We start from the raw sequence: 18929 nt of genomic DNA, 5'->3' as shown, positions 1-18929 counted from the left end.
ACCCCTCATGACGATGAACTCCTATGCGGTCGTCGCCCTGTTCGCCCGAACGGAGGCCGGCACCTCCATCGCGCGGTCGGAGTGGCCCGCGCATCTGACGCTGGCGTCGAATTTCGCGGTGGACGCGGCTCCCCAGCTCGTCGTCGAGACCGTCCGTGCTGCGCTCCCCGGGGGCGAACCCCTTGAGGCCCGGCTCGGCGCGGCGGCGATGTTCGGCCCGAACGCGGACATCCCCGTCCAGCTCGTCGACGACGGCCCCTTCCCCGGCCTGCACGAACGGCTGGCGCAGGCTGTGGAGCGCCTCCCCCGGTTCGTCGCCGATGAGCCGCAGTACTGGCACGAGGACTACCGCCCCCACATCACCCTCCGTTTCGCCCCAGACGTTGTCGAAGGCGACGTGTGGCCCGTTCGCTGCTGTGCGACGGCGCTGCTCACCGCGGATCGCGGCACGATCATCGACGTCATCGACTCCGGAACTCCGCACCTGCGACACGATCGCACGGCCCCATAGGGTCGTCCTGTGACCACGATCCCGTTCTCCGCCCTCCCACAGGACCAGACGAGCGTCCGCTACGAGTACGGGCCCGACTCGAACCCCGCTCCCGCGGTGTCGCCCGGCTTCGTGGAGGAACTGCGGATCCCGGACAGCATCCACTACCCCGGGACGTCGCGCCGGATCTGGCTGCACCGCCCGGCGGGGCATCCCGCGTCGGTGGAGAGCGCGGTGATGTTCTTCAACGACGGCTGGTGGTACCTCGACCCCGACGGGGACGTGCGGGGCGGCATCGTGCTCGACAACCTCGCCGCCGCGGGCAGCGTGCCGCCGATGATCGGGGTCTTCGTGGATCCCGGCATGCTGCACGTGGACGGCGCGCCGGTCAAGAACCGCAATGCCGAGTACGACGCCTTCGACGACCGCTACGCGTCCTTCCTGCTGGAGGAGGTGCTCCCGCTCGTCGAGGCCCGGTACGCGATCTCGCCTGACCCGACGATGCGCGGCATCTGCGGGGGCAGCAGCGGCGGGAACGCCGCACTGACCGCGGCCTGGCAGCGGCCCGACGGTTTCGGGAGGGTGATCACGTTCAACGGGAGCTTCGCGCAGATGCCCGGCGGGAACCCGTATCCACGGCTGCTGGCCGGCACGCCGCGACGGGACCTGCGGGTCTTCGTCCACGCCGCGCACCGTGACCTGAACTGGGACCGGGCGGAGTCCAACTGGTTCGCCGAGAACCTCGAGACCGCTGCCGCGCTCGCCCGCGCCGGTTACGACTTCCGGCTCCTCGTCGGCGACGGCGGACACAGCCCGGAGCACGGCGGCGTGCTGCTGCCGGACGCGTTGCGCTGGCTCTGGAGCAGCACAGCATGACCGGCGTCACCATCGGGCTGGCGGACCTCGGCGAGCGCATCTGCGTCCTCGGACCGTCGAACAGCGGCAAGTCGACGCTCGCCGTCGCGATCGGTGCGGCCACGGGATTGCCGGTCGTCCACCTCGACGTCCTGCGGCACGTCCCGGGCTCGCAGTGGGTCGAACGCGACCCGGACGATTTCGGCCGCCTGCACGACGCCGCCATCGACGGCGAGCGCTGGGTGATGGAGGGGAACTACTCGCGCTGGCTGCCGCAGCGACTCGCCCGCGCCACCGGCCTGATCGTGCTCGACGTCTCGACGCCGGTGAGCCTGGCGCGCTACCTCCGCCGCACCCTCGTCGAACGCGAGCGTCACGGCGGACTCGAAGGCGTCACCGACCGCCTCAACCCCGAGATGATCCGGTGGATTCTGGGCGGCGGTCACCGGAGCCGAGCCGGGTACCGCGAGCGGGCGCAGACGGCGGACGTGCCGGCGATCCTGCTTACTACGCGGGGAGCGCTGCGCGCCTTCTACCGCGAGGCGCGGCTTCGACGGTGAGGACGTGCCGTGGCGTTCGCGCGGGATCCGGCTGGCGGCGTGCTGCTCGCACGCGCCCGGACAGCCCGGGTGTCCGTGGTCAGGCGCCGGCGACGTCCCAGCGGATCACCACCGGCTCATACCACCACCGTCCCGGGCACTGACCCCACAGCCCCGTCCGCTCGGAGCGGGTCGGGATCTCGTGCACCGCGTCGTGGAGCACCTCCGCTGCCGTCACCACCACGCGAACGGTCGTCGGCAGGAGGACGGCGTCGTCGAGGAACGGCGCCTGCTGAGGCACGCGATAGCCGCCGTCCGCGCTCGCCGGCAGGTCCGCCGGCGCGCACTCGGTCCCGAAGCACGCCGCGACCCGGGCGTCGCGCGGCAGCGTCTTCTCGAACCGCAGCGTCACCGGTGAGGTGTCCTGGTATCCGATCGCCGGGCAGGCGTCCAGTACGCACCCGGACAGCGCGAGGGCCGCAGCGAGGACCACTCCGCCGGAGGCGGTGGCCCTGGTCCGGCGCCGTCGCATGTGTGAAGGGTAGCGCGCTCGTCGCGCGGGGGCCCGCGAACAGACGACACAGTGGGCTGCCGCGGGCGACTCCCGGCTCGATAGAGTCGCGTCATGGGGGAAAGTCAGAGAGGATCGCGCTGGTTCCGAATCGCCTTCGGGAAACCTCGGATCCGGAACGGGGTCGTCCCGCTCGTTCTGGCAGCGTGCTGGTTCTGCGTCACGATCTCGGACGGCGGCAATCCGTGGAGATACGTCATCGCCGTGGCGTGGGCGGTGCTCGGCGCGCTGATGGTGACGGTCGCGGTTCGGGACCGGCGACACCGCCGAGGCGCCTACGCTCCACCTGTGGTCATCCCGCAGGACTGAGTCTCACGGAACCGCATAGATAGGATCGCCGCGGATGTCGTTGTCGACAGGTGGAACCATGATCGAGCGCGCCCGCGCACTCAGCACCACCATCGCTGCCTTCGCTCTCGCCATTGGCCTCGCGGGCTGCTCCACGCTCCCGGATCACGGGGCGACCGCAACAGGTGGCGTTGCCTGCCTGAACCTGCGCTCGACGGTCACCAACCTGGAAGCACTCCGAGCGTGGTGTCTCGACCACAATGACGCGGCCGGCGCAGCAGCCTGGGCGACGGGCATCGAGAACTCGCTGAAGACGGCTGCAGTAGGTGACACGGCAGCGACGTCCCGCGTCCGTGCCGCGGCCTCCCGACTCGACGAACAGGTTCGGCTGCTGTCCGGCTCCGACAGCCGATCTGCGATCGCACAGCTTCCCGACGTCATCACTGGGATCGTGGACGAGCTGAAGCCGGCTGGCGACGCCGTCTGTGCCTGATGCGTCGACGAGCGAGCAGGCAGCGACCCGCCCTTGCGGCGATGCTGCTCTGCGCACTACCGCTGACCGGATGCACTCAGGCCGGGATGTGCACTCCTCGGATGACTCGGAGGTCTTACCGGGGTGCCGTCTCGTTCATCCGCAGGTGAAGTATCGCGCGGATCCGCCCGTCGTACTCATCGAAATCGACCGGATTGAACAGCCGCGCGATGACGACGAGTACGAAAACGAGAGCGACGAGGATGAAGTACGTGGCCATCACATCCGCGACACCATGCTGGAGCGAGTTGGGCGGCGCTCCTTCGGGCAGCCGAGCTAGGTACATCGGATCGATGGCGCGGGCGGCGAAGACGCCGTGAACGGCGGTGACCCCCCAAACGACTGCGACCAAAACGAAGACCATCAGGATAAGCACGTCGGACGCGCGGCCCCGTGGCACTCGAGTCCTCCCCAGCTTCAGCCCGTATCGGAGCCCGTCGTTGACGCTCAAGAGCTGCAGCATCGACGTCCACATGAAGAAGAACAGCGCATTGATGCCGTCGAAGGTGCCGATCCCGAGTCGGCCGATGATCGGCGGGATGGAAAGCCCTGCGAGCCCGGGAACCACGAGAAGAGCAACCAGTCCACCGATCGCCACCACCGTGATCGCGATGGACAACCAGGCGCTCACGTACGAATTGGGTGGTCCGCCACCTCCGCGCTCCCGCTGGGTCCCCACAGTCGGAGCGTATGGGAGCCGTTGGCGATCGGAACATCCCCCGTCTGGGCGGGTCGTTTAGGGCTACGAGCCCCACAGGGGACGCGCCTGCGAGGCCAGCGCGAGAAGCGGCGCGCTGTCGAGCACCACGTGCGACTCCGGCACCCCGAAGGCCGGCCACTGCGCGACGACCTCGAGCGGCCCTTCCGGCGGCAGAGGCCACAGCCACATTCCATCCTCGAAGGTATAGAAGTCCTCCGATCCGCCGCCGTTGCCGCGGGTGTGCGTAAGTGAGTGCCGTTCGGGAGCGACACCGTAGAGTCCCGACGGCAGATCGAGGATGAGTTTCTGGCCGTCCCCCAGGACGGCCCCATACCGCAACCGTTCCGGATCGAAGCGGCCGAAGTGGTCGTGCATCCGCGACTGCAGCTCCTGCCAGTCCCGCCGACTCGTGTTCCCGCGTCGGATGCGGCGCTCGACTACGAGTTCGACACCGTTGCTGTACACGCGCGCGGTTGTGAGAATCATGGCGACTCTGTCGGTAAGCGCGATGGTCTCGCCGATCGGGAGGGCCGCCGGGAGCTCCTCGTCGGAGGGCTTCCACCACGGCGCAGGGACGTGGTCTGAACCCTCGGGCCCGTCTTCGAGTGGGTCCGCCGGAAAGAAGTTCACGAGGGCAAGACGATCACGGGGCCTCGATGCTTCGCAAGGGTCGATCGGCGCGGCGCCCGATGCGGCCAGTGCCGGCCCAGCGAGCTAGCGCGTACGGGTCAGTGCCTCGGGTCGAGCTGTGGCCTACGACATCACGGTCGAGGAACCCAGCGAAGCGTTCCGGACTGCGTCCCATCGAGGATCGCTCCCGTCGCCTCGAAGGCCGTGCGCCTCGGTGAAGTACTGCCAGCAGACGCCCGCCAGAGCAGGCGCATCCAGTATCGGGGTCACCGCCGCGATCGCCTCGGTCAACGCTCTCCGGGTCCGATCCAGTTGGACGGTGAAATCGCTGAGTCGCGGCTCCCACCCACTCTTCGCAACTGGTTCAGCCGCCCCGAGAGCCATGTACGCGTAGCCCCGGTCGTTCCTCGCGAAGTAGACGGTTTCCGACGAGAGCTCGCCGAAATCGAGCGACCACAGAACGGGGGTCCGTTCCGCGTTCCATTCGGGGATCATCGCCTCCACGAGGTGATGAGTTGCGTGTCTCACCGGCTCGACCAGGCCGTAAAGGAAACCGTCCGGGTCGTCGTCCGCCCAGAAATCCCACCCCGGGTCGTCCACCGAGAGGGAATACGTGCCGCCGTGTTCGTTGCGGAACCTCGACGACGGCTGCTCCAGGAACTCCTTGGAACGGATGACGGAGAGAGCGGCCCGCAAGCCATCTCTCCTGCCGCCGAGCTTGGCCGGCGTGGCCTCTCCGTCCAGAACGGAGATGAGCTCCATCCCCGTACGCACGTTCGAATGAGCGAGCACTCGCGCGGCAGCCACGTAGTTGGTGCTCGCTTCGAACTGCGCCCGCTTCACCGCTTCCAGCATCCGCTCGCGATCCCTGATCTTCACCGTGGCCTCCCGTGATTAACCAGGTCTACGCTCCGGCATGCGCTTACGCCATATCGGGAAGACGACAGGCACCGAACCCATCAGCGCCCCTCAGAGCCGGGTATGAGTGAACCGCGTTTCACACCGCCGCGGTGACGCCCGACCGGCCGGCGGGTCGTGGACCACGACGTACACGGGCGCGTGTTGTCACGCATATCGGTCCGCCGACGGTCCGCCTCCGGTTCACGGTGGGCATGGTCCGGTTAGCGTTCAATCGCTCGAAACCTTGGCGAAAAACGAAGAAACCCCCGGTCTCCCGGGGGTTTCATTTCTGTGGGCGATACTGGGATCGAACCAGTGACAGGGCTACTGGACAACTTCCGCGTGATGACGCCATTCCGGGGCTGATTTCGTTGATTTGGTGCGGATTTTGGCGGCGTCGTGTTAAGGTCACTGTTATCCACAAATGGACACAAGTGGACACGAGATATTGCCCGGTATTGCCCAACCCTAGGGAGTGACATGGCCACGAAGCAGACCAAGCGCAAACGGCGCGAGTCCTTCGGCGCCATCCGGCAACGCTCATCGGGGCGTTATCAAGCCAGCTACGTCGGACTCGACGGAGAGCGATACAACGCGCCGCACACCTTCGACACCCCGACCGACGCGCGAGGATGGCTAGCGATCCAGCATGCCAAGCTTCTGAGCGGGGACTGGTCACCAAGCGACGCCGCGCAGGTCGGCACCGCCAAGAAGGCAAGAGCCGACACGCTCGGCGAGTACGCGGAGCACTGGCTAAGGACACGCGTCAATCGGCACGGCGAGGGCCTGCGCCCTCGGACACGCGTTGAGTACGAACGTCTCTTACGTGGCAGCCTGGCACCGCTCACAGGCGAACGACTCGCGATGGTCACACCGGAGATGGTTCGCGCCTGGTATGCGGCTGAGCTCGAGACGGGACGAAAGACGCAGACCGCGAGGGCATACGGCCTTCTCAAGTCGATCATGGCGACGGCAATCGAGGACCGCAGAATTACCAGCAACCCCTGCATGATCCGCGGTGCACAGAATGCGTCCACGGGCAAGAAGGTCGCTCCCCCGACCGCGGCCGAGCTGCAAAAGATCCTTGATGCGATCACGCCCCGCTACAAAGCTGCTGTCCTCATCGCGGCTTGGGCCGGATGCCGATACGGCGAGCTCACCGAGCTACGCCGAAAAGACGTGCGGATCATCAAGAATGGGCGCGACGTCGAAGCCATCATCATCGACGTAGCTCGCGCCGTCACGCACACAACGGGGATCGGGTACACAGTCGGCAAGACCAAGAGCGAGGCCGGAGTGCGATCGATCGCCTTGCCGCCGCACATTCACGGCGAGATCCTGGCGCATCTGAAAGACAATGTCGGTAGCTTTCCCGACTCTCTGCTGTTCCCGGCCGCTGACGGCTCAAGCCACTTGGCTGAATCGACGTTCGTGAAGCACTGGTATCCGGCTCGTGACGCGGCGAAGCGATCCGACATGCCGTTCCATGCGCTGCGCCACTACGGCGCTACACGATTCGCCCAGACCGGTGCCACGCTGAAGGAGATCCAGGAGCGCCTAGGGCACTCGACTGTCGCGGCCGCCATGCGTTACCAACACACCGCCGGCCGCGACGCTGAACTCGTCCGCCGAATGTCAGAGCTTGCCGCCAACTGACGGCATGAAAATGCCCCCGGAACCGTTCACGGCGGTTCCAGGGGCGCAATCCGCAACCAGCAAAGGAAAACGAACCGTGTCACATTTTACATCGAACATCGTTGAATGCACCCTCGTCGGATGGTGCGAAGGTCACCGCGACGACGAGGCCGAATCCCACGCGACCTTACTTCACGCCGGGCCTGACATCGTCCTCAAGCACGGAATTGAAGACAGCGAGAACCCGGACCCCGGCGCAATCATCCTCTGGCGCACTCTCGACGCGACCGCCGGCCGCGAGCGCTACAACCTCGATGCTTCCTACAACCGCACTGTCCGCATCGAAGACATTGCTGACCTCGCCGCAGACTTCGAAGACGTTGCGAGGCAGTTGCGTACGATTCACTCAGCCCTGAATTGCTGATTCTGGCCGGTGTGAACGAAGCCCCCAGCCGTTACGGCTGTGGGGCTTCGTTCTGTGACACGCCGGACCATGTCCGCATTTATGTGGACACAAATGCCTTAGTCTGAGATCGTCTCAACCGAGACAATCGACGCCGGGCTGCATCGCTTCGCAAGGCCGAAGCAGTCGGATAGCGCTAGGTCGCTACCTCGACATAGATCACAGACACCACCTCGATTCCGACCTCATCCGAGGAGAGAATCGTGGTGCCCTCTGACCTTCCCGCCTGGCTCACCATCCGCGAAGCCGCTGAACTTCTTCGCGTCGATCACAAGACGATCCGTCGCTACATCAGCGCAGGTCGCATCAAGGCCGAGCGCGTCGGCCCCCGCCTGATCCGTGTATCCTCCGCGAGCCTCAACGCGCTCGGGCGCGCACTGTGAGCGCCTACGCCGCAGCGGGCGTGTCCGGCGAAGATCTCGATGTCGTGGTCGGCATCGAACGGCCAGACGGAGCTACTGTGGCCGAGCATCTGACGCCTGCCCAGGCCGTCGCTCTCGCGCAGGACCTCGTCCGGATTGCCAGCGACACACTCGCGCTGCAAGCAATCATCGGAGACCTCTGACGTGGGGGCCACGCTAGCGCTCGAGGCGAGCGCATACTGCAACCTTCACCAGATCGACCCCGTCCCCCGCTGCGTGCTCGTCTACATGGCTTTGCGCTCACTCGACGACGCCTCAGGCGCCGCTGAACGGCCAGCGCGTCGCTCTTACCTCAGCCGGGCTCAGCTCGGCCTTGCGATCGGCCGCTTCATGCCCGACCGTGAGCCGCCGCCGGATGCACCGCTCGAACAACGCCGCCAGTGGGACGCCGACAACAAAGCGATCGTGCGCGCGCTGCGAACGCTCAAGGCCGCTCACGCAATCCGGGAAGTCGCGTCAGCTCGCCCGGGCCGAACTGTCGAATTCGAGATCTGCCTCGGCCGCGGCGCGGACGCTCAGCGTCACCCATCAGGGGACGCTCACCGTCCCCCAAGGGGGACGCTCACCGTCCCCGAGACGGACGCTCACCGTCCCCCCAAGGAGAACGAAGAGAAATCAGGAGAAGTAGGAGGACGAAATAGCGCCGGGCGGGCACCTCACTTTCAGCCTGTGGATAACTCCGATGAGAGGAAGTCAGCATGACGATCCAAGATCTCGGCGCCAGGTGCGACCGCCATGTCGGCGAAGCCTTCCAGCCGCGCTGCTTCGACTGTGACACCGCTAACCGCGAGCTCGAGCAGGAACGCGCCCAGGAGCGCCACCAGCGCGCGATCGAACGCAACGCCGCTCTCGGCATCACCCCGAACCGTCAGACCCCGCGACGACGCCTCACGCGCCGCCGCTGAACCCGAAGGACAACACCATGCTCGGACCCAACCCCGCACTCGCCGAAATCGTCCTCGACCGAATCCTCACTGTCGTCCACACCCACGCTCACGACCTTCAGATTCACGGCGTCATCCGAGGCCTCGCGGTCGAGGACATGAACGCGCTGTCCCCGCACCTGCGTAACGGCCTCATCGAGCAGCACGTCGACATGCTCGACTGGTGGCTTACCGGGTCATGGCGGGTCGACCTCCGCCGCGCTGAGTTCGTGTACGGCACGCCGCCGGCCGCGCCGCCCCTGTCGGTGGAGGATGCTACCGTCGTGGTAGCTGGACAAGAGCGGCAACAGCCTGGAGGGGCACCGCAAGAGACCAGGCTTTCACCCCGAGATTCCGTGGATTCGGTCACCGGGTACGACGAGCAAGTCGGATGACATTCGCGCTCGCCGATTACCTCCCCATCCACGCGCCGGCATCAGATCCGGCCCACATCCCGGAGTGACCATCATGAGCATTGACACCCGCACCCCCATCCAGATCATGGAAGCCCGACAGGGCGAGATCGAGACCGAGATCGACAAGATCACCGAGACTGCGGAGAAGCACAACCGCAGCATCTCCAAGACTCAGCAGGCATACGTCGACTCCCTGGTCGTCGAGCACCGCAGCCTCACCGACAAGCTGCAGGCCGCCCGCGAGGCCGACGAGACCCGACAGCGCCGCGCCGACAACATCCGCGGTCTCGGCATCTTCGACGGACCGGCGACGACGAGCTCGCGCGGCGGCATCTACAACGCCGAGTCCCGGTCGTCGTACTTCAAGGACATGCTCGACGCTCGCCAGGGCGACAGCGCAGCTCGCGAGCGTCTCGACCGCCACCGCAAGGAGGTCACCGAGAGCATCCGCGGATTCAGCGACACCAAAGCCAAGGAGGTCCGCGCGATCTCCACGACCGGTGGCGCCGGCGGCGAGTTCGTCCCGCCGCTGTGGCTGATCGACGATTACATCGAGGCGCTGCGCCCCGCACGCGCCACCGCGGACGCACTGACCAACCTGCCGATGCCTGCCGGCACCGACGTCATCAACGTGCCCAAGGTCGTCACCGGCACCGCGACCGCGATCCAGGCGAACCAGAACACCGGCGTCCAGCAGACCGACATCAGCACCGGCACCGTCTCGGCGCAGGTCATCACGATCGCCGGCGGCCAGACCGTCGCCCAGCAGTTGTTCGACCAGTCCCCGATCGCCGGCCACATGGACCGTGTGATCCTCCAGGACCTCATGGCCGACTACGCCCGCCAGGTCGGATCGCTCGTGCTCAACGGCAGCGGCACAGGTGGGCAGCCGTCCGGCCTCATCACTGCCGCCGGGACCGTGCAGACGTACACCGACGCGAGCCCCGCCTTCATGGGCGCCGGCAAGATCTACGCACAGATCGGCAAGGCCGTGCAGACCGTCCAGACCAGCCGCTTCGCCGCCGCGTCCGCGATCGTCATGCACCCGCGCCGCTGGGCATGGGCGGCCGTCCAGGTCGACGCCTCCAACCGCGCCGTGATCCTCCCCGACGCCAACGGCCCGCTCAACGCCTCTGGTGTCCAGGTCAACGGCAACGCGCAGGGCGTCGTCGGCAAGATGTTCGGCCTGCCCGTGATCGTCGACCCGAACATCCCGACGAACGTCGGCACCGGCACGAACCAGGATGTCATCCTCGTGCTGAAGGCCGACGACTCGTGGCTGTACGAGGGCACCATCCGCGCGGAGGTGTTCCAGCAGACCTACGCGAACCAGCTCAGCCTGTTCGCCCGCGTCTACAACTACATGGCCCTCGCGCACCGCCTCCCGCAGTCGATCGTGACCATCACCGGTACCGGCCTGGTCGCACCGACCTTCTAACCACGGCAGCCCTGGTGTCCGCTAGATGGACACCAGGGCGAGCCCAGTGCGTCAACGTCACCGGCACACCCGGCCGAAGGTGGAAGAGCCCGAACCTTTCTCGAGCAGTGACACCACCTGCGCACACCCCAGCCGCGCCCCGTCCCGTCCTCTCCTCCGGACGGGGCGCGGCAACAACCACCGCCCCAGACCCAGACAGCACACCCCCGGTGGGCCGTCGAAATCTCTGAAAGGTACCGAGCCAGATGACCCGCCAGCCGAACGACTCGAACAGTCTGCTTTCGAAGTCCCGGGACATCTGTCCCGCTAAAGGAGTCCACGCATGAGCACTACACAGCAAATCGCGCTCGGTCTCGGCGCCGCCGGCGCTCTGGTCGACGTCTCGGCGTACTGCACCGGCCCTGAGGGCGTCGCGTACAGCTACGGTCGTCAGTCGGAGTTCCGCGACCCGAACCCGGGCCAGGTGACGTTCATCCTCGACAACTACGACGGTCGCTTCACGCCGGGCAACCTCAGCACCCCCTACGCGTCGCCGCTGACCGAGGGCACTGCGGTGTGCTGGTCGATCGGCGGTCGTCTCGTGAGCGGGATGGTGTCCGCGATCGGTTTCGCTTCGTCGGAGACGGAATGGGGCCGCGTGACGATCACCTGCGGCGACATCTTCTACTTCGCTAACCGCACGCTCGTCGGCGATATCGCTGCCACAATGGCCAGCACGAATGCGTGGCTGTACTGGTCTCTGAACGACGCCGCCAGCAGCGGCCAGGCCGCCGAAACTTCCGGCAACGGCGGCCCGAGCCTCACGACGCAGCCGCCCGGCAACCCGGGCGTGTTCGGGCTGCCAGGCGTCCCCGCTACGACCGACACTCAGATGGCACTCCCGGCGACCGCCGCAGCCGCAGCGGCGATGCAGGCAACCGGCCCGTTCCCCGTCATCAACTACCCGGCCGGCTCCCTCGGGTTCTGGGGTCTCTGGTACACGCCCAACGCTGCATCATTCGTCGAGATCGACTCCGGGCCTTCCGGCAGCTACGCCGGGTTCTGGCGCTTCCAGGGATCGAGCGTCTCGTTCGGCGCGCCAGGATGGACCAGCGGAGGCACAACGGTGGCCTTCGACGGGCTCACCCACTACTTCGCGCTCGGGACCACCTACGCCGGCACGACATTCACCGCGACGCTCTACATCGACGGTGTCGCCGCCGGCACCAGCACGGGCACCGTCGCGGGCACGCTCACCAACGCGCTCGCACAGCCCAAGTACGTGCGCCTCTTCGCGGGAGACGGCACCGGGAGCTATTCACCGTCGTTCTCGCACTTCTCGCACTCCCCGGTCCTGATCCATGAGGAATACGCGGCCTCACCGACGACAACTGCGAACCGGGTTCGCGCGCTCGCGCAGGCGGTGCCCGGCATGACCATCGGCACCCTCGACCCGAACATCTCTACCGCACCCATCGGACCACCCACCGCATCCAACGTCACAGCCTGGTCGCTGATGTGCGACGCGGTCCGCACCGAGCAGGGCCACCTCTACGCCGCCACGACCGGGACCCTGCTGTCCCCGTCAACGACCGTCAACATGCGGGCACGCACCCGTCCGACCGCGGTCACGCTGACCCTCGACGCAGCAGCCGACATCGAAGGCTTGCCCCAGATCGACCGCGACGTCACGAACCTCTACGCCACTATCACCGCCTCTGGACCCAGCAACAGCGCCGCCGCCACCGACCGCGCCGCAGTCGCCCGCGTGGGCGCCGCAGCGACGTCAGAAACAGTCACCCTCGCCAACCCGACCGATCTGCTCGGATACGCCCAAGACCGCCTGCAGCGCGGCGAGAACGTCGCGCTGAAGGTCTCCAAGGTCGATATCAACACGACCACCTCCGCGGTCACGCTCGCGCAGCTACTGGGCCTGAACCTCGGCGACCGGGTGCGCCTGACGAACCTGCCCACGGCCGCGCTCGGATTCACTCAATGGGACGGCTGGTTCCTCGGTGCGACCGAAGTCCACAACACTCTGAGCGGCGACGTCTTCACCCTGTACCTCGCACCCGTGCTGCCCAGCACAGCGGTCTTCGACACGGACGTCTTCTCAGCCGGCACGGACCTCACCCTGTCCAGCGCGCTCACCGCCGGCGCGACCAGCATGGTCGTGGCCACGGCGAGCCCGCTCACGTTCCTCGAGACGGTACAGGTGCCCTACACACTCCAGGTCGATTCCGAGCAGGTCACCGTCACCGCCTGCACAGCGCTCAGCGGCAGCACACAGACAGCCACCATCACCCGCGGCGCCAACGGCACCACGCCAGCGGCACACGCCACAGGAGCGCTCGTAGACGTCGCCCAGCCCGGCATCTACGCCTTCTGATCACACACAGCTAGACGAACACCGGGCGGGCATCCATCGACCTCTCGGGGTGGCCCTGTCGATTCTTCAGGGCCCTTGAGGACAGATGACCCGCCAGTCCACGCGATCTCTCCCCCGCATTTTTTTTCCACACGGAGTGACCATGTTCGGGACCTCCCGGGAATGGTGGTGCGCTAGCGTGCGGGCTGCCGGCGCGGCCGCAGCGGATGGAATTGAAGTCGCACGACAGCCGGACGGGCATCCGCGAGCGAGACGAGTGGGTCGCGTTCTACCTCTGTCAGAACGACCACCTAACGGGTCGCGACGGCGAGGTGTACACCGGGCCTACCCCGCACTGACGCTAGCGAGGACGCCCCTTCTCCGGTGGTTCGGTAGGCAGGGAGTGCAGCCACTCATCCAGCTCGTCGGCGAGGATCACACCCTTGCTGTTCGCGTACCGCGGCGCCAGGTCGCCCTTCGCGATCGCGCGCTGGATAGAGGCCTCCGAGTAACCACAGGCTGCAGCGGCGTCGGGGATCGAGTAGGCAAGCGGCCGCGGGCGCGGTCTGAGATCGCTCATCGGGGGGTTTCATCGATTGTGAGCGCCGGATCATCGAGCGCCACGCCTTGCGACACGGTCGGGAACCAGAGTTCGAACTGTTCACGCGTGCCAAGGAATCGGAGATCTCGATCCCAACTCGGGTGCGATGCCACGTAGGAGAAGAAACCGTAGCCGGACGAGCCGAGCGGCGGGTCTTGCTCGGACGCAAGGTAATAGTCCTGTGTCGTCGAGTCGCGATTCACCGGAACGCGCAAGCGCCAGCTCATGAGGATGACCTGCGAGCCGTCCTCCACTAAGTAGCTCGCATCGAACGTCTCTGGGTACTTACCATCGACCAGATCAAGCTGCTCTTCCCTGACTCGGTCCGGGAAGTGGAGTCGCGCGGTGAATGTGCCGTCGGTCATGCGTTGACTCTAGCGCTGGGGCGAAACAGAGTCTCAAGGGATATTGCCCAGATATTGCCCAAACCATCCGACAACGAGAAAACCCCCGGAATTCCGGGGGTTTCGTGGTGGGCGATACTGGGATCGAACCAGTGACCTCTTCCGTGTCAGGGAAGCGCGCTACCGCTGCGCCAATCGCCCAGAGCCTGAGCTGCTCAGGATCGAGGTGGATACGGGATTCGAACCCGTGTATACGGCTTTGCAGGCCGCTGCCTCGCCTCTCGGCCAATCCACCGAAGCCACAACACGGAAGAACCGTACCGTATTCGAGAGGCCTGGAATCCGAGGAAACCAGGCCGACTCGAGCGGATGACGAGACTCGAACTCGCGACCCTCACCTTGGCAAGGTGATGCGCTACCAACTGCGCTACATCCGCATTTCGCGCCCCGGTCTCCCGCGGCACTTGAATGACTTTAGCCGATCCCCACGCCGATGACAAAACCGGACGCGCCGTCCGGGTGTGTCGCGCGCCGCAACGCCCGGCGTGCGCGGCCGATGTGCAATCCGGGGCCGGCGTCGGCTAGTATCGAGACTCGCAGCCGGACACCCCGGCCGCGTACGCACGGGCGATTGGCGCAGTTGGTAGCGCGCTTCCTTCACACGGAAGAGGTCATCAGTTCGAGTCTGGTATCGCCCACCGCAGACGAAACCCCGGCCACGGCCGGGGTTCTCCGGTTAACCGGCTCCTCCCCCGCTACGGCGTGAACCACGGCCCCTCGCCGTGCGACAGCACGGCGATCAGGTAGCCCCACGCCAGCCCGCTCACGACCGCGACCGGGCTCCGCACTGACCGGCGGCGCACCCACGGGATGAACAGCAGCGGGATCGCCAGCGCGGCGGCGGCGATGCAGCACGCGAGGATCGCCATCCACTGGCCGTCGAGCGTCCGGCCGAAGCCGCCTCCCGTGCAGCCGCTGATGCCGCACCACGACAACGCCGCGACGACCCACGGCACGAAGCAGAACAGGACCACCGCCGGGACCACCCAGAGCAGGTGCAGCCCGGGATGCCGCCGGCCGCGCGAATTCGCCGGCGCCGACGGCTCAGTAGCCGATGACACCGGTGAAGTCCGGCGAGCCGTCGGGACGTGCCGGCAGCGGGGTGCCGTTGACGTAGCGCGGCCACTCCAGCCGGTAGCCGCCGGCCGGCGTCAGCACGTTCGGGTAGGGCGACGGCGCCGGCGCGGCGGAAGCACCGGCCGGCGCGGCAGCGGCCGGCGCGAATGCCGTCGGCGGGGCGTACGCCGTAGCGGGCGGCGCGTAGGCCGCGCCCGCCGGCACGTACGCCGCACCCGCCCCGCCCGAACCACCAGCCGCCCGGCCTCCACCCCGCACCGCCTTCGGCCCGAACAGCGTGTACGTCAGCGGGATCAGGATGGTCCCCAGCGCGTCGAGGATCGCGATCGTGGCCACGAGCCGCCAGTACGTGTCCGAGAACTCCACGTGGTCGAACACCAGCGGCGCCGCCAGCCCGACGGTCAGCGCCCCGACCAGCACGAGCGTGCACACGGTGACCTTCGACATGATCGGCCCGGTGAAGCGGCGCTGGGTGTTCAGCACCAGGTGGATGTGCAGGAGGCCGAGGCGCACGACCGCCACGAGGGCGATCCAGCCGAAGAAGCCCCACGACGAGGTGCCGCTCGAGTCCTCGGTGGCGGACGCGCCGTCCAGCGCCGGCGTCCAGAGCTTCACCAGGCCGTCCAGCAGCAGGAACGCCGACAGCGTCACCGACACCGCCCCGAACCAGGGCGCCCGGCGGGCGGAGACGTCCGCGTCGTACCAGGACACCAGCGAGAAGAACACCAGCAGCGCGATCGTGCCGATCAGCCGCCAGCAGGTCTCGTCCCACCGGCCGATGATCACCGCGTAGACGCCGACGAGCGCGGCGGCGATGAGCGAGCCGATCACGATCCGCGGCAGGAGCTTGCGCACCCAGGCGAAGCGGTTGGCGTCGGGAGGCAGGGCGCCGGTCAGGTCCGTCATGACTCGAACGTTATCCACCGCCCGACACCGCAGAATCCGTGCCAACACGGTATTCGACGGCGCTACGGCACCCTCCTCCCGCGTCCTCCAGCGGTCTCATCGCGCACGCGTTTACAGTAACTGCATGATATGGTGCAGTCACTGCAATAGAAGGGAAGCTGATGGAATCCATCCTGAGCGTGCACGACCTCGCGAAGTCCTACGGCCGTGGCGAGAGCCGGTTCGATGCCCTCAAGGGGGTGACGATGGAGGTGCGCCGCGGAGAGTCTCTGGCGATCGTCGGCAAGAGCGGTTCGGGCAAGTCGACCCTGATGCATCTACTCGCCCTGCTCGACAAGCCCGACGCGGGAGAACTGGCCGTGGACGGCCGTTCGGCCGGAGCGCTCTCGAAGCGCACCGTCGACCTGCTCCGGAACGAGCGCTTCGGCTTCGTGTTCCAGCAGTTCTTCCTCACCCCATCCGCGTCGGTGCTGGAGAATGTGGTCCTCCCGCTGACGATCCGCGGCGTTCCGCGCGCCGAGCGGCGCACGCGCGGCATGGCCGCGCTGGAACAGCTCGGCCTGGCCGACAAGGCGAAGAATCCCGCGACGGCGCTCTCCGGCGGCCAGAAGCAGCGGGTGGTCATCGCCCGGGCGCTGGTCGGAGACCCGGAGGTGATCTTCGCCGACGAACCGACCGGGAACCTGGACAGCGTGACCGGAAAGCACGTGGAGGATCTGTTGTTCTGGCTCAACAAGGAGAAGGGCATCACGCTGGTGGTCGTCACCCACGACGGCGACCTGGCTGCGCGCTGCGACCGGCGGATCACGATCGCCGACGGGCTCCTGGTCGAGGAGGTGGCCGCGTGAAGACCACCGACCTGCTGCGCGCCGGGACGCGCAACGCCTTCCGCAGCAAGACCCGCACCATCCTGACCGTGCTGTCGCTCTTCGTCGGCGCGTTCACGCTCACGCTGACCACCGCGCTCGGCGCGGGTGTCTCGGACTATGTCACCAAACAGGTCTCCAGTCTCGGGTCGCAGGATGTGCTGCTCGTGCAGCGCGCCGCGACCGCCACGGGCTCGGGCCCGCAGAAGTACGACCCGTCCGCCGGCGGCACGAGCGCCGGGAGCGTGGGCGCGCCGAGCCCGCTCGGCGCCAGCGGCGGCACCCTCTCCGAGGCTGATCTGGAGACGATCCGCGGCATCCAGGGCGTCGACAGGGTCGCGCCGGTTCAGCAGGTCGCGGTCGACTGGATCGCGCATGACACCGGCGACAAGTACAAGCTGACGATCAACGCGACCTCCTCGATCACCAAGTCGGACCTCGCCGCCGGCGCCCAGCTCGACCAGGGGTCGAACGAGAAGCAGCTCGTGCTGCCGCAGGACTACGTCGAGCCGCTCGGCTTCGCCTCCGGCGAGGCGGCGGTGGGCACAGACGTGACCCTCGGACTGACCGATGCCAGGGGTCAGTCGCAGACCGTCGCGGCGCACATCGTCGGCGTGGCCCGGACCAGCCTGCTCGCGACCGGGGCCGGGGCGAACAACGCCCTGATCGACGCTCTCTCGACCACCCAGCGTGCGGGTCTGGACAGCCGCGCCGGCTACCAGGTCGCGATCGCCTACGTGGCAGGCGACCCGACCGCGCAGCGCGTCGACGACCTGAAGAGCGCCCTCACCAAGGCGGGGTTCACCGGGCAGACGGTCCAGGACCAGCTCGGCACCATCCAGACGGTCATCAACGGCATCATCGGCGTGCTCAACGCCTTCGCCGTCGTCGCCCTGATCGCCGCCGCCTTCGGCATCGTGAACACCCTGTTCATGAGCGTTCAGGAGCGCACCAGGGAGATCGGCCTGATGAAGGCGATGGGGATGTCCAGCCGGAAGGTGTTCGCGCTCTTCAGCACCGAGGCGATCGTGATCGGCTTCCTCGGCAGCGTGCTCGGCGTGGTCGTCGCGATGCTGCTGGGCACCGGGATCAGCGCCGTCGCGGCCGCCGGACCGCTCGCCTCGCTGCCCGGCCTGACGCTGCTGCTGTTCCAGCCGCAGGCGATCGTGTTCGTGATCCTCGCGATCATGCTCATCGCGTTCCTGGCGGGTGTGCTGCCGGCGCGCCGGGCGGCCCGGCAGAACCCGATCGACTCGCTACGCTACGAGTAGTCACTTCAGGAGGATCATGTCGACCGTTGACGGCGCCTCTCGCCGCACCCGTTCCCAGACCACCGCAGCCATCGAATCCGCCGCCGTGGCCCTGGTCAACGAGCTCGGCTACGACGCTGTCACGGTCGACATGATCTGCGAGCGCGCCGGGGTCTCCCAGCGCACCTTCTTCAACCACTTCAAAACCAAGGACGCCGCTGTGATCGGCAGCGCGGGCCCCGGGGTCGACCAGCAGTTCGCGCGCGAGTTCATCGTCGCGCACGGCCCCCTCCTCCCCGACGCCTTCCGCCTGGTGCAACTGCCCCAGGTCGTGGCGCCGCAGGAGATGGCCGCCCGGCTTCGTGCCGTCGGCAGCCATCCCGAGCTGATGGCCCGCCAGATGCAGCGCTTCACGCTGATCGAGGCCGAGATCACCGACATCCTCCGGCTCCGGCTCCTCAACGAGAACCCGGAGACGGACGAGACGACGCGCCAGGAGCAGGCCAAGCTCCTCGCGTCGATCCTCGCCGGCCTCTTCCGCTACCTCGCGGAAACGACGACACGAACCGGCGCGACGGCTCCGGTCTCGCCCGACCGCGTCGCGGAGCTGCTCCGCGGTCTCGGCGTGCCCCTCATCTGAGGACCCGGAGCGCGAGCGCGCGGATCGAGACCCTTA

The 18929-nt window shown here is 67.3% G+C and carries 23 protein-coding genes and 4 tRNA genes; 16 read left to right on the top strand and 11 right to left on the bottom strand.

What is annotated here, in order from left to right:
* Positions 1-7: 7 nt before the first annotated feature.
* Genes HNR13_RS10640 through HNR13_RS10630 form a run of 3 tightly spaced genes read left to right on the top strand, consistent with a single transcriptional unit; the run spans position 8 to position 1905 of the window.
* Positions 8-511 carry a 2'-5' RNA ligase family protein gene (locus HNR13_RS10640; RefSeq protein WP_179605724.1) on the top strand — a complete coding sequence of 168 codons (504 nt, stop codon included), beginning with the start codon at positions 8-10 and terminating at the stop codon, positions 509-511.
* A 9-nt stretch (positions 512-520) separates the two neighbouring features.
* Positions 521-1366 carry an alpha/beta hydrolase gene (locus HNR13_RS10635; RefSeq protein ID WP_343063526.1) on the top strand — a complete coding sequence of 282 codons (846 nt, stop codon included), beginning with the start codon at positions 521-523 and terminating at the stop codon, positions 1364-1366.
* Positions 1363-1905, top strand: a complete 543-nt coding sequence (locus HNR13_RS10630) for a P-loop NTPase family protein (RefSeq protein WP_218881212.1) — start codon at positions 1363-1365, stop codon at positions 1903-1905. The genes HNR13_RS10635 and HNR13_RS10630 overlap by 4 nt, the downstream gene beginning before the upstream one ends.
* A 79-nt stretch (positions 1906-1984) precedes the next feature.
* Here HNR13_RS10630 and HNR13_RS10625 read toward each other — a convergent pair whose 3' ends face one another.
* A complete protein-coding gene (locus HNR13_RS10625; protein ID WP_179605723.1) occupies positions 1985-2416 on the bottom strand; it encodes a cupredoxin domain-containing protein in 432 nt (143 codons plus the stop codon).
* 382 nt (positions 2417-2798) lie between these two features.
* On the opposite strand from HNR13_RS10625, the gene HNR13_RS10620 reads away from it, so the two are divergent.
* Positions 2799-3236 (top strand): hypothetical protein, encoded by a 438-nt coding sequence (locus HNR13_RS10620; protein ID WP_179605722.1) that lies wholly within the window; start codon positions 2799-2801, stop codon positions 3234-3236.
* A 115-nt stretch (positions 3237-3351) separates the two neighbouring features.
* Here the strand turns inward: HNR13_RS10620 and HNR13_RS10615 are convergent, their stop codons facing one another.
* The 3 genes from HNR13_RS10615 to HNR13_RS10605 all read right to left on the bottom strand — a co-directional run bounded on the left by HNR13_RS10615 (position 3352) and on the right by HNR13_RS10605 (position 5484).
* Positions 3352-3906, bottom strand: a complete 555-nt coding sequence (locus HNR13_RS10615) for a hypothetical protein (protein WP_179605721.1) — start codon at positions 3904-3906, stop codon at positions 3352-3354.
* 111 nt (positions 3907-4017) lie between these two features.
* Entirely contained in the window at positions 4018-4605 is a 588-nt protein-coding gene (locus HNR13_RS10610; protein WP_179605720.1) for a hypothetical protein, read from the bottom strand.
* A 123-nt stretch (positions 4606-4728) separates the two neighbouring features.
* Positions 4729-5484 carry a hypothetical protein gene (locus HNR13_RS10605; RefSeq protein WP_179605719.1) on the bottom strand — a complete coding sequence of 252 codons (756 nt, stop codon included), beginning with the start codon at positions 5482-5484 and terminating at the stop codon, positions 4729-4731.
* Between the two features lie 501 nt (positions 5485-5985).
* On the opposite strand from HNR13_RS10605, the gene HNR13_RS10600 reads away from it, so the two are divergent.
* The 8 genes from HNR13_RS10600 (at position 5986) to HNR13_RS10565 (ending at position 13170) form a co-directional block, all read left to right on the top strand.
* Positions 5986-7161 carry a tyrosine-type recombinase/integrase gene (locus tag HNR13_RS10600; RefSeq protein ID WP_179605718.1) on the top strand — a complete coding sequence of 392 codons (1176 nt, stop codon included), beginning with the start codon at positions 5986-5988 and terminating at the stop codon, positions 7159-7161.
* 4 nt (positions 7162-7165) lie between these two features.
* Entirely contained in the window at positions 7166-7564 is a 399-nt protein-coding gene (locus HNR13_RS10595) for a hypothetical protein (RefSeq protein ID WP_179605717.1), read from the top strand.
* Positions 7565-7806: 242 nt separating this feature from the next.
* Positions 7807-7986 (top strand): excisionase family DNA-binding protein, encoded by a 180-nt coding sequence (locus tag HNR13_RS21590; RefSeq protein WP_218881211.1) that lies wholly within the window; start codon positions 7807-7809, stop codon positions 7984-7986.
* Positions 7983-8168 (top strand): hypothetical protein, encoded by a 186-nt coding sequence (locus HNR13_RS10585; protein WP_179605716.1) that lies wholly within the window; start codon positions 7983-7985, stop codon positions 8166-8168. Before HNR13_RS21590 ends, HNR13_RS10585 begins: the two co-directional genes overlap by 4 nt.
* 555 nt (positions 8169-8723) lie before the next feature.
* Complete coding sequence (locus tag HNR13_RS10580; protein ID WP_179605715.1) at positions 8724-8930, top strand: hypothetical protein; 207 nt, start codon at positions 8724-8726, stop codon at positions 8928-8930.
* 17 nt (positions 8931-8947) lie between these two features.
* The gene (locus tag HNR13_RS10575; protein ID WP_179605714.1) at positions 8948-9343 is read left to right on the top strand and encodes a hypothetical protein; all 396 of its coding nucleotides are present in this window, start codon (positions 8948-8950) and stop codon (positions 9341-9343) included.
* Positions 9344-9416: 73 nt separating this feature from the next.
* On the top strand, positions 9417-10802 hold the full coding sequence (locus tag HNR13_RS10570; RefSeq protein WP_179605713.1) for a phage major capsid protein: 1386 nt from the start codon (positions 9417-9419) through the stop codon (positions 10800-10802).
* A gap of 322 nt (positions 10803-11124) precedes the next feature.
* On the top strand, positions 11125-13170 hold the full coding sequence (locus HNR13_RS10565; protein WP_179605712.1) for a hypothetical protein: 2046 nt from the start codon (positions 11125-11127) through the stop codon (positions 13168-13170).
* A 340-nt stretch (positions 13171-13510) separates the two neighbouring features.
* Here HNR13_RS10565 and HNR13_RS10560 read toward each other — a convergent pair whose 3' ends face one another.
* The 5 genes from HNR13_RS10560 to HNR13_RS10540 form a co-directional block, all read right to left on the bottom strand.
* Entirely contained in the window at positions 13511-13729 is a 219-nt protein-coding gene (locus HNR13_RS10560; RefSeq protein ID WP_179605711.1) for a helix-turn-helix domain-containing protein, read from the bottom strand.
* A complete protein-coding gene (locus HNR13_RS10555) occupies positions 13726-14115 on the bottom strand; it encodes a hypothetical protein (RefSeq protein WP_179605710.1) in 390 nt (129 codons plus the stop codon). The genes HNR13_RS10560 and HNR13_RS10555 overlap by 4 nt, the downstream gene beginning before the upstream one ends.
* A gap of 105 nt (positions 14116-14220) precedes the next feature.
* A tRNA-Val gene (locus tag HNR13_RS10550) sits at positions 14221-14295 on the bottom strand.
* Between the two features lie 23 nt (positions 14296-14318).
* A tRNA-Cys gene (locus tag HNR13_RS10545) sits at positions 14319-14389 on the bottom strand.
* Between the two features lie 69 nt (positions 14390-14458).
* Positions 14459-14531: transfer RNA gene (locus tag HNR13_RS10540), tRNA-Gly, on the bottom strand.
* Between the two features lie 188 nt (positions 14532-14719).
* Here HNR13_RS10540 and HNR13_RS10535 point away from each other — a divergent pair.
* Positions 14720-14792: transfer RNA gene (locus HNR13_RS10535), tRNA-Val, on the top strand.
* Between the two features lie 57 nt (positions 14793-14849).
* On the opposite strand, the gene HNR13_RS10530 is transcribed toward HNR13_RS10535, so the two are convergent.
* On the bottom strand, positions 14850-15215 hold the full coding sequence (locus HNR13_RS10530) for a hypothetical protein (RefSeq protein ID WP_179605709.1): 366 nt from the start codon (positions 15213-15215) through the stop codon (positions 14850-14852).
* The gene (locus HNR13_RS10525) at positions 15199-16137 is read right to left on the bottom strand and encodes a hypothetical protein (protein WP_179605708.1); all 939 of its coding nucleotides are present in this window, start codon (positions 16135-16137) and stop codon (positions 15199-15201) included. The genes HNR13_RS10530 and HNR13_RS10525 overlap by 17 nt, the downstream gene beginning before the upstream one ends.
* A gap of 161 nt (positions 16138-16298) precedes the next feature.
* On the opposite strand from HNR13_RS10525, the gene HNR13_RS10520 reads away from it, so the two are divergent.
* The 3 genes from HNR13_RS10520 to HNR13_RS10510 are packed head-to-tail and all read left to right on the top strand — an operon-like array spanning position 16299 to position 18893.
* A complete protein-coding gene (locus tag HNR13_RS10520; protein WP_179605707.1) occupies positions 16299-16985 on the top strand; it encodes an ABC transporter ATP-binding protein in 687 nt (228 codons plus the stop codon).
* Positions 16982-18274: an FtsX-like permease family protein gene (locus HNR13_RS10515; protein ID WP_179605706.1), complete on the top strand. Its 1293-nt coding sequence runs from the start codon at positions 16982-16984 to the stop codon at positions 18272-18274. Before HNR13_RS10520 ends, HNR13_RS10515 begins: the two co-directional genes overlap by 4 nt.
* Positions 18275-18290: 16 nt before the next feature.
* Complete coding sequence (locus HNR13_RS10510) at positions 18291-18893, top strand: TetR/AcrR family transcriptional regulator (protein WP_179605705.1); 603 nt, start codon at positions 18291-18293, stop codon at positions 18891-18893.
* Positions 18894-18929 lie beyond the last annotated feature (36 nt).

The sequence above is a fragment of the Leifsonia shinshuensis genome, from assembly GCF_013410375.1.
Taxonomy (GTDB): Bacteria; Actinomycetota; Actinomycetes; order Actinomycetales; family Microbacteriaceae; genus Leifsonia; species Leifsonia shinshuensis.
The sequence above is the reverse complement of the archived record's forward strand: the minus strand, read 5'-3'. Positions and strand labels throughout refer to the sequence as shown.

Bases quoted from the DNA above. Each gene is read 5' to 3' on its own strand.
- HNR13_RS10640 (WP_179605724.1), top strand. From the start codon at position 8: ATGACGATGAACTCCTATGCGGTCGTCGCCCTGTTCGCCCGAACGGAG.
- HNR13_RS10630 (WP_218881212.1), top strand. From the start codon at position 1,363: ATGACCGGCGTCACCATCGGGCTGGCGGACCTCGGCGAGCGCATCTGC.
- HNR13_RS10625 (WP_179605723.1), bottom strand. From the start codon at position 2,416: ATGCGACGGCGCCGGACCAGGGCCACCGCCTCCGGCGGAGTGGTCCTC.
- HNR13_RS10620 (WP_179605722.1), top strand. From the start codon at position 2,799: ATGTCGTTGTCGACAGGTGGAACCATGATCGAGCGCGCCCGCGCACTC.
- HNR13_RS10600 (WP_179605718.1), top strand. From the start codon at position 5,986: ATGGCCACGAAGCAGACCAAGCGCAAACGGCGCGAGTCCTTCGGCGCC.
- HNR13_RS10595 (WP_179605717.1), top strand. From the start codon at position 7,166: ATGAAAATGCCCCCGGAACCGTTCACGGCGGTTCCAGGGGCGCAATCC.
- HNR13_RS10580 (WP_179605715.1), top strand. From the start codon at position 8,724: ATGACGATCCAAGATCTCGGCGCCAGGTGCGACCGCCATGTCGGCGAA.
- HNR13_RS10575 (WP_179605714.1), top strand. From the start codon at position 8,948: ATGCTCGGACCCAACCCCGCACTCGCCGAAATCGTCCTCGACCGAATC.
- HNR13_RS10570 (WP_179605713.1), top strand. From the start codon at position 9,417: ATGAGCATTGACACCCGCACCCCCATCCAGATCATGGAAGCCCGACAG.
- HNR13_RS10565 (WP_179605712.1), top strand. From the start codon at position 11,125: ATGAGCACTACACAGCAAATCGCGCTCGGTCTCGGCGCCGCCGGCGCT.
- HNR13_RS10560 (WP_179605711.1), bottom strand. From the start codon at position 13,729: ATGAGCGATCTCAGACCGCGCCCGCGGCCGCTTGCCTACTCGATCCCC.
- HNR13_RS10555 (WP_179605710.1), bottom strand. From the start codon at position 14,115: ATGACCGACGGCACATTCACCGCGCGACTCCACTTCCCGGACCGAGTC.
- HNR13_RS10525 (WP_179605708.1), bottom strand. From the start codon at position 16,137: ATGACGGACCTGACCGGCGCCCTGCCTCCCGACGCCAACCGCTTCGCC.
- HNR13_RS10520 (WP_179605707.1), top strand. From the start codon at position 16,299: ATGGAATCCATCCTGAGCGTGCACGACCTCGCGAAGTCCTACGGCCGT.
- HNR13_RS10510 (WP_179605705.1), top strand. From the start codon at position 18,291: ATGTCGACCGTTGACGGCGCCTCTCGCCGCACCCGTTCCCAGACCACC.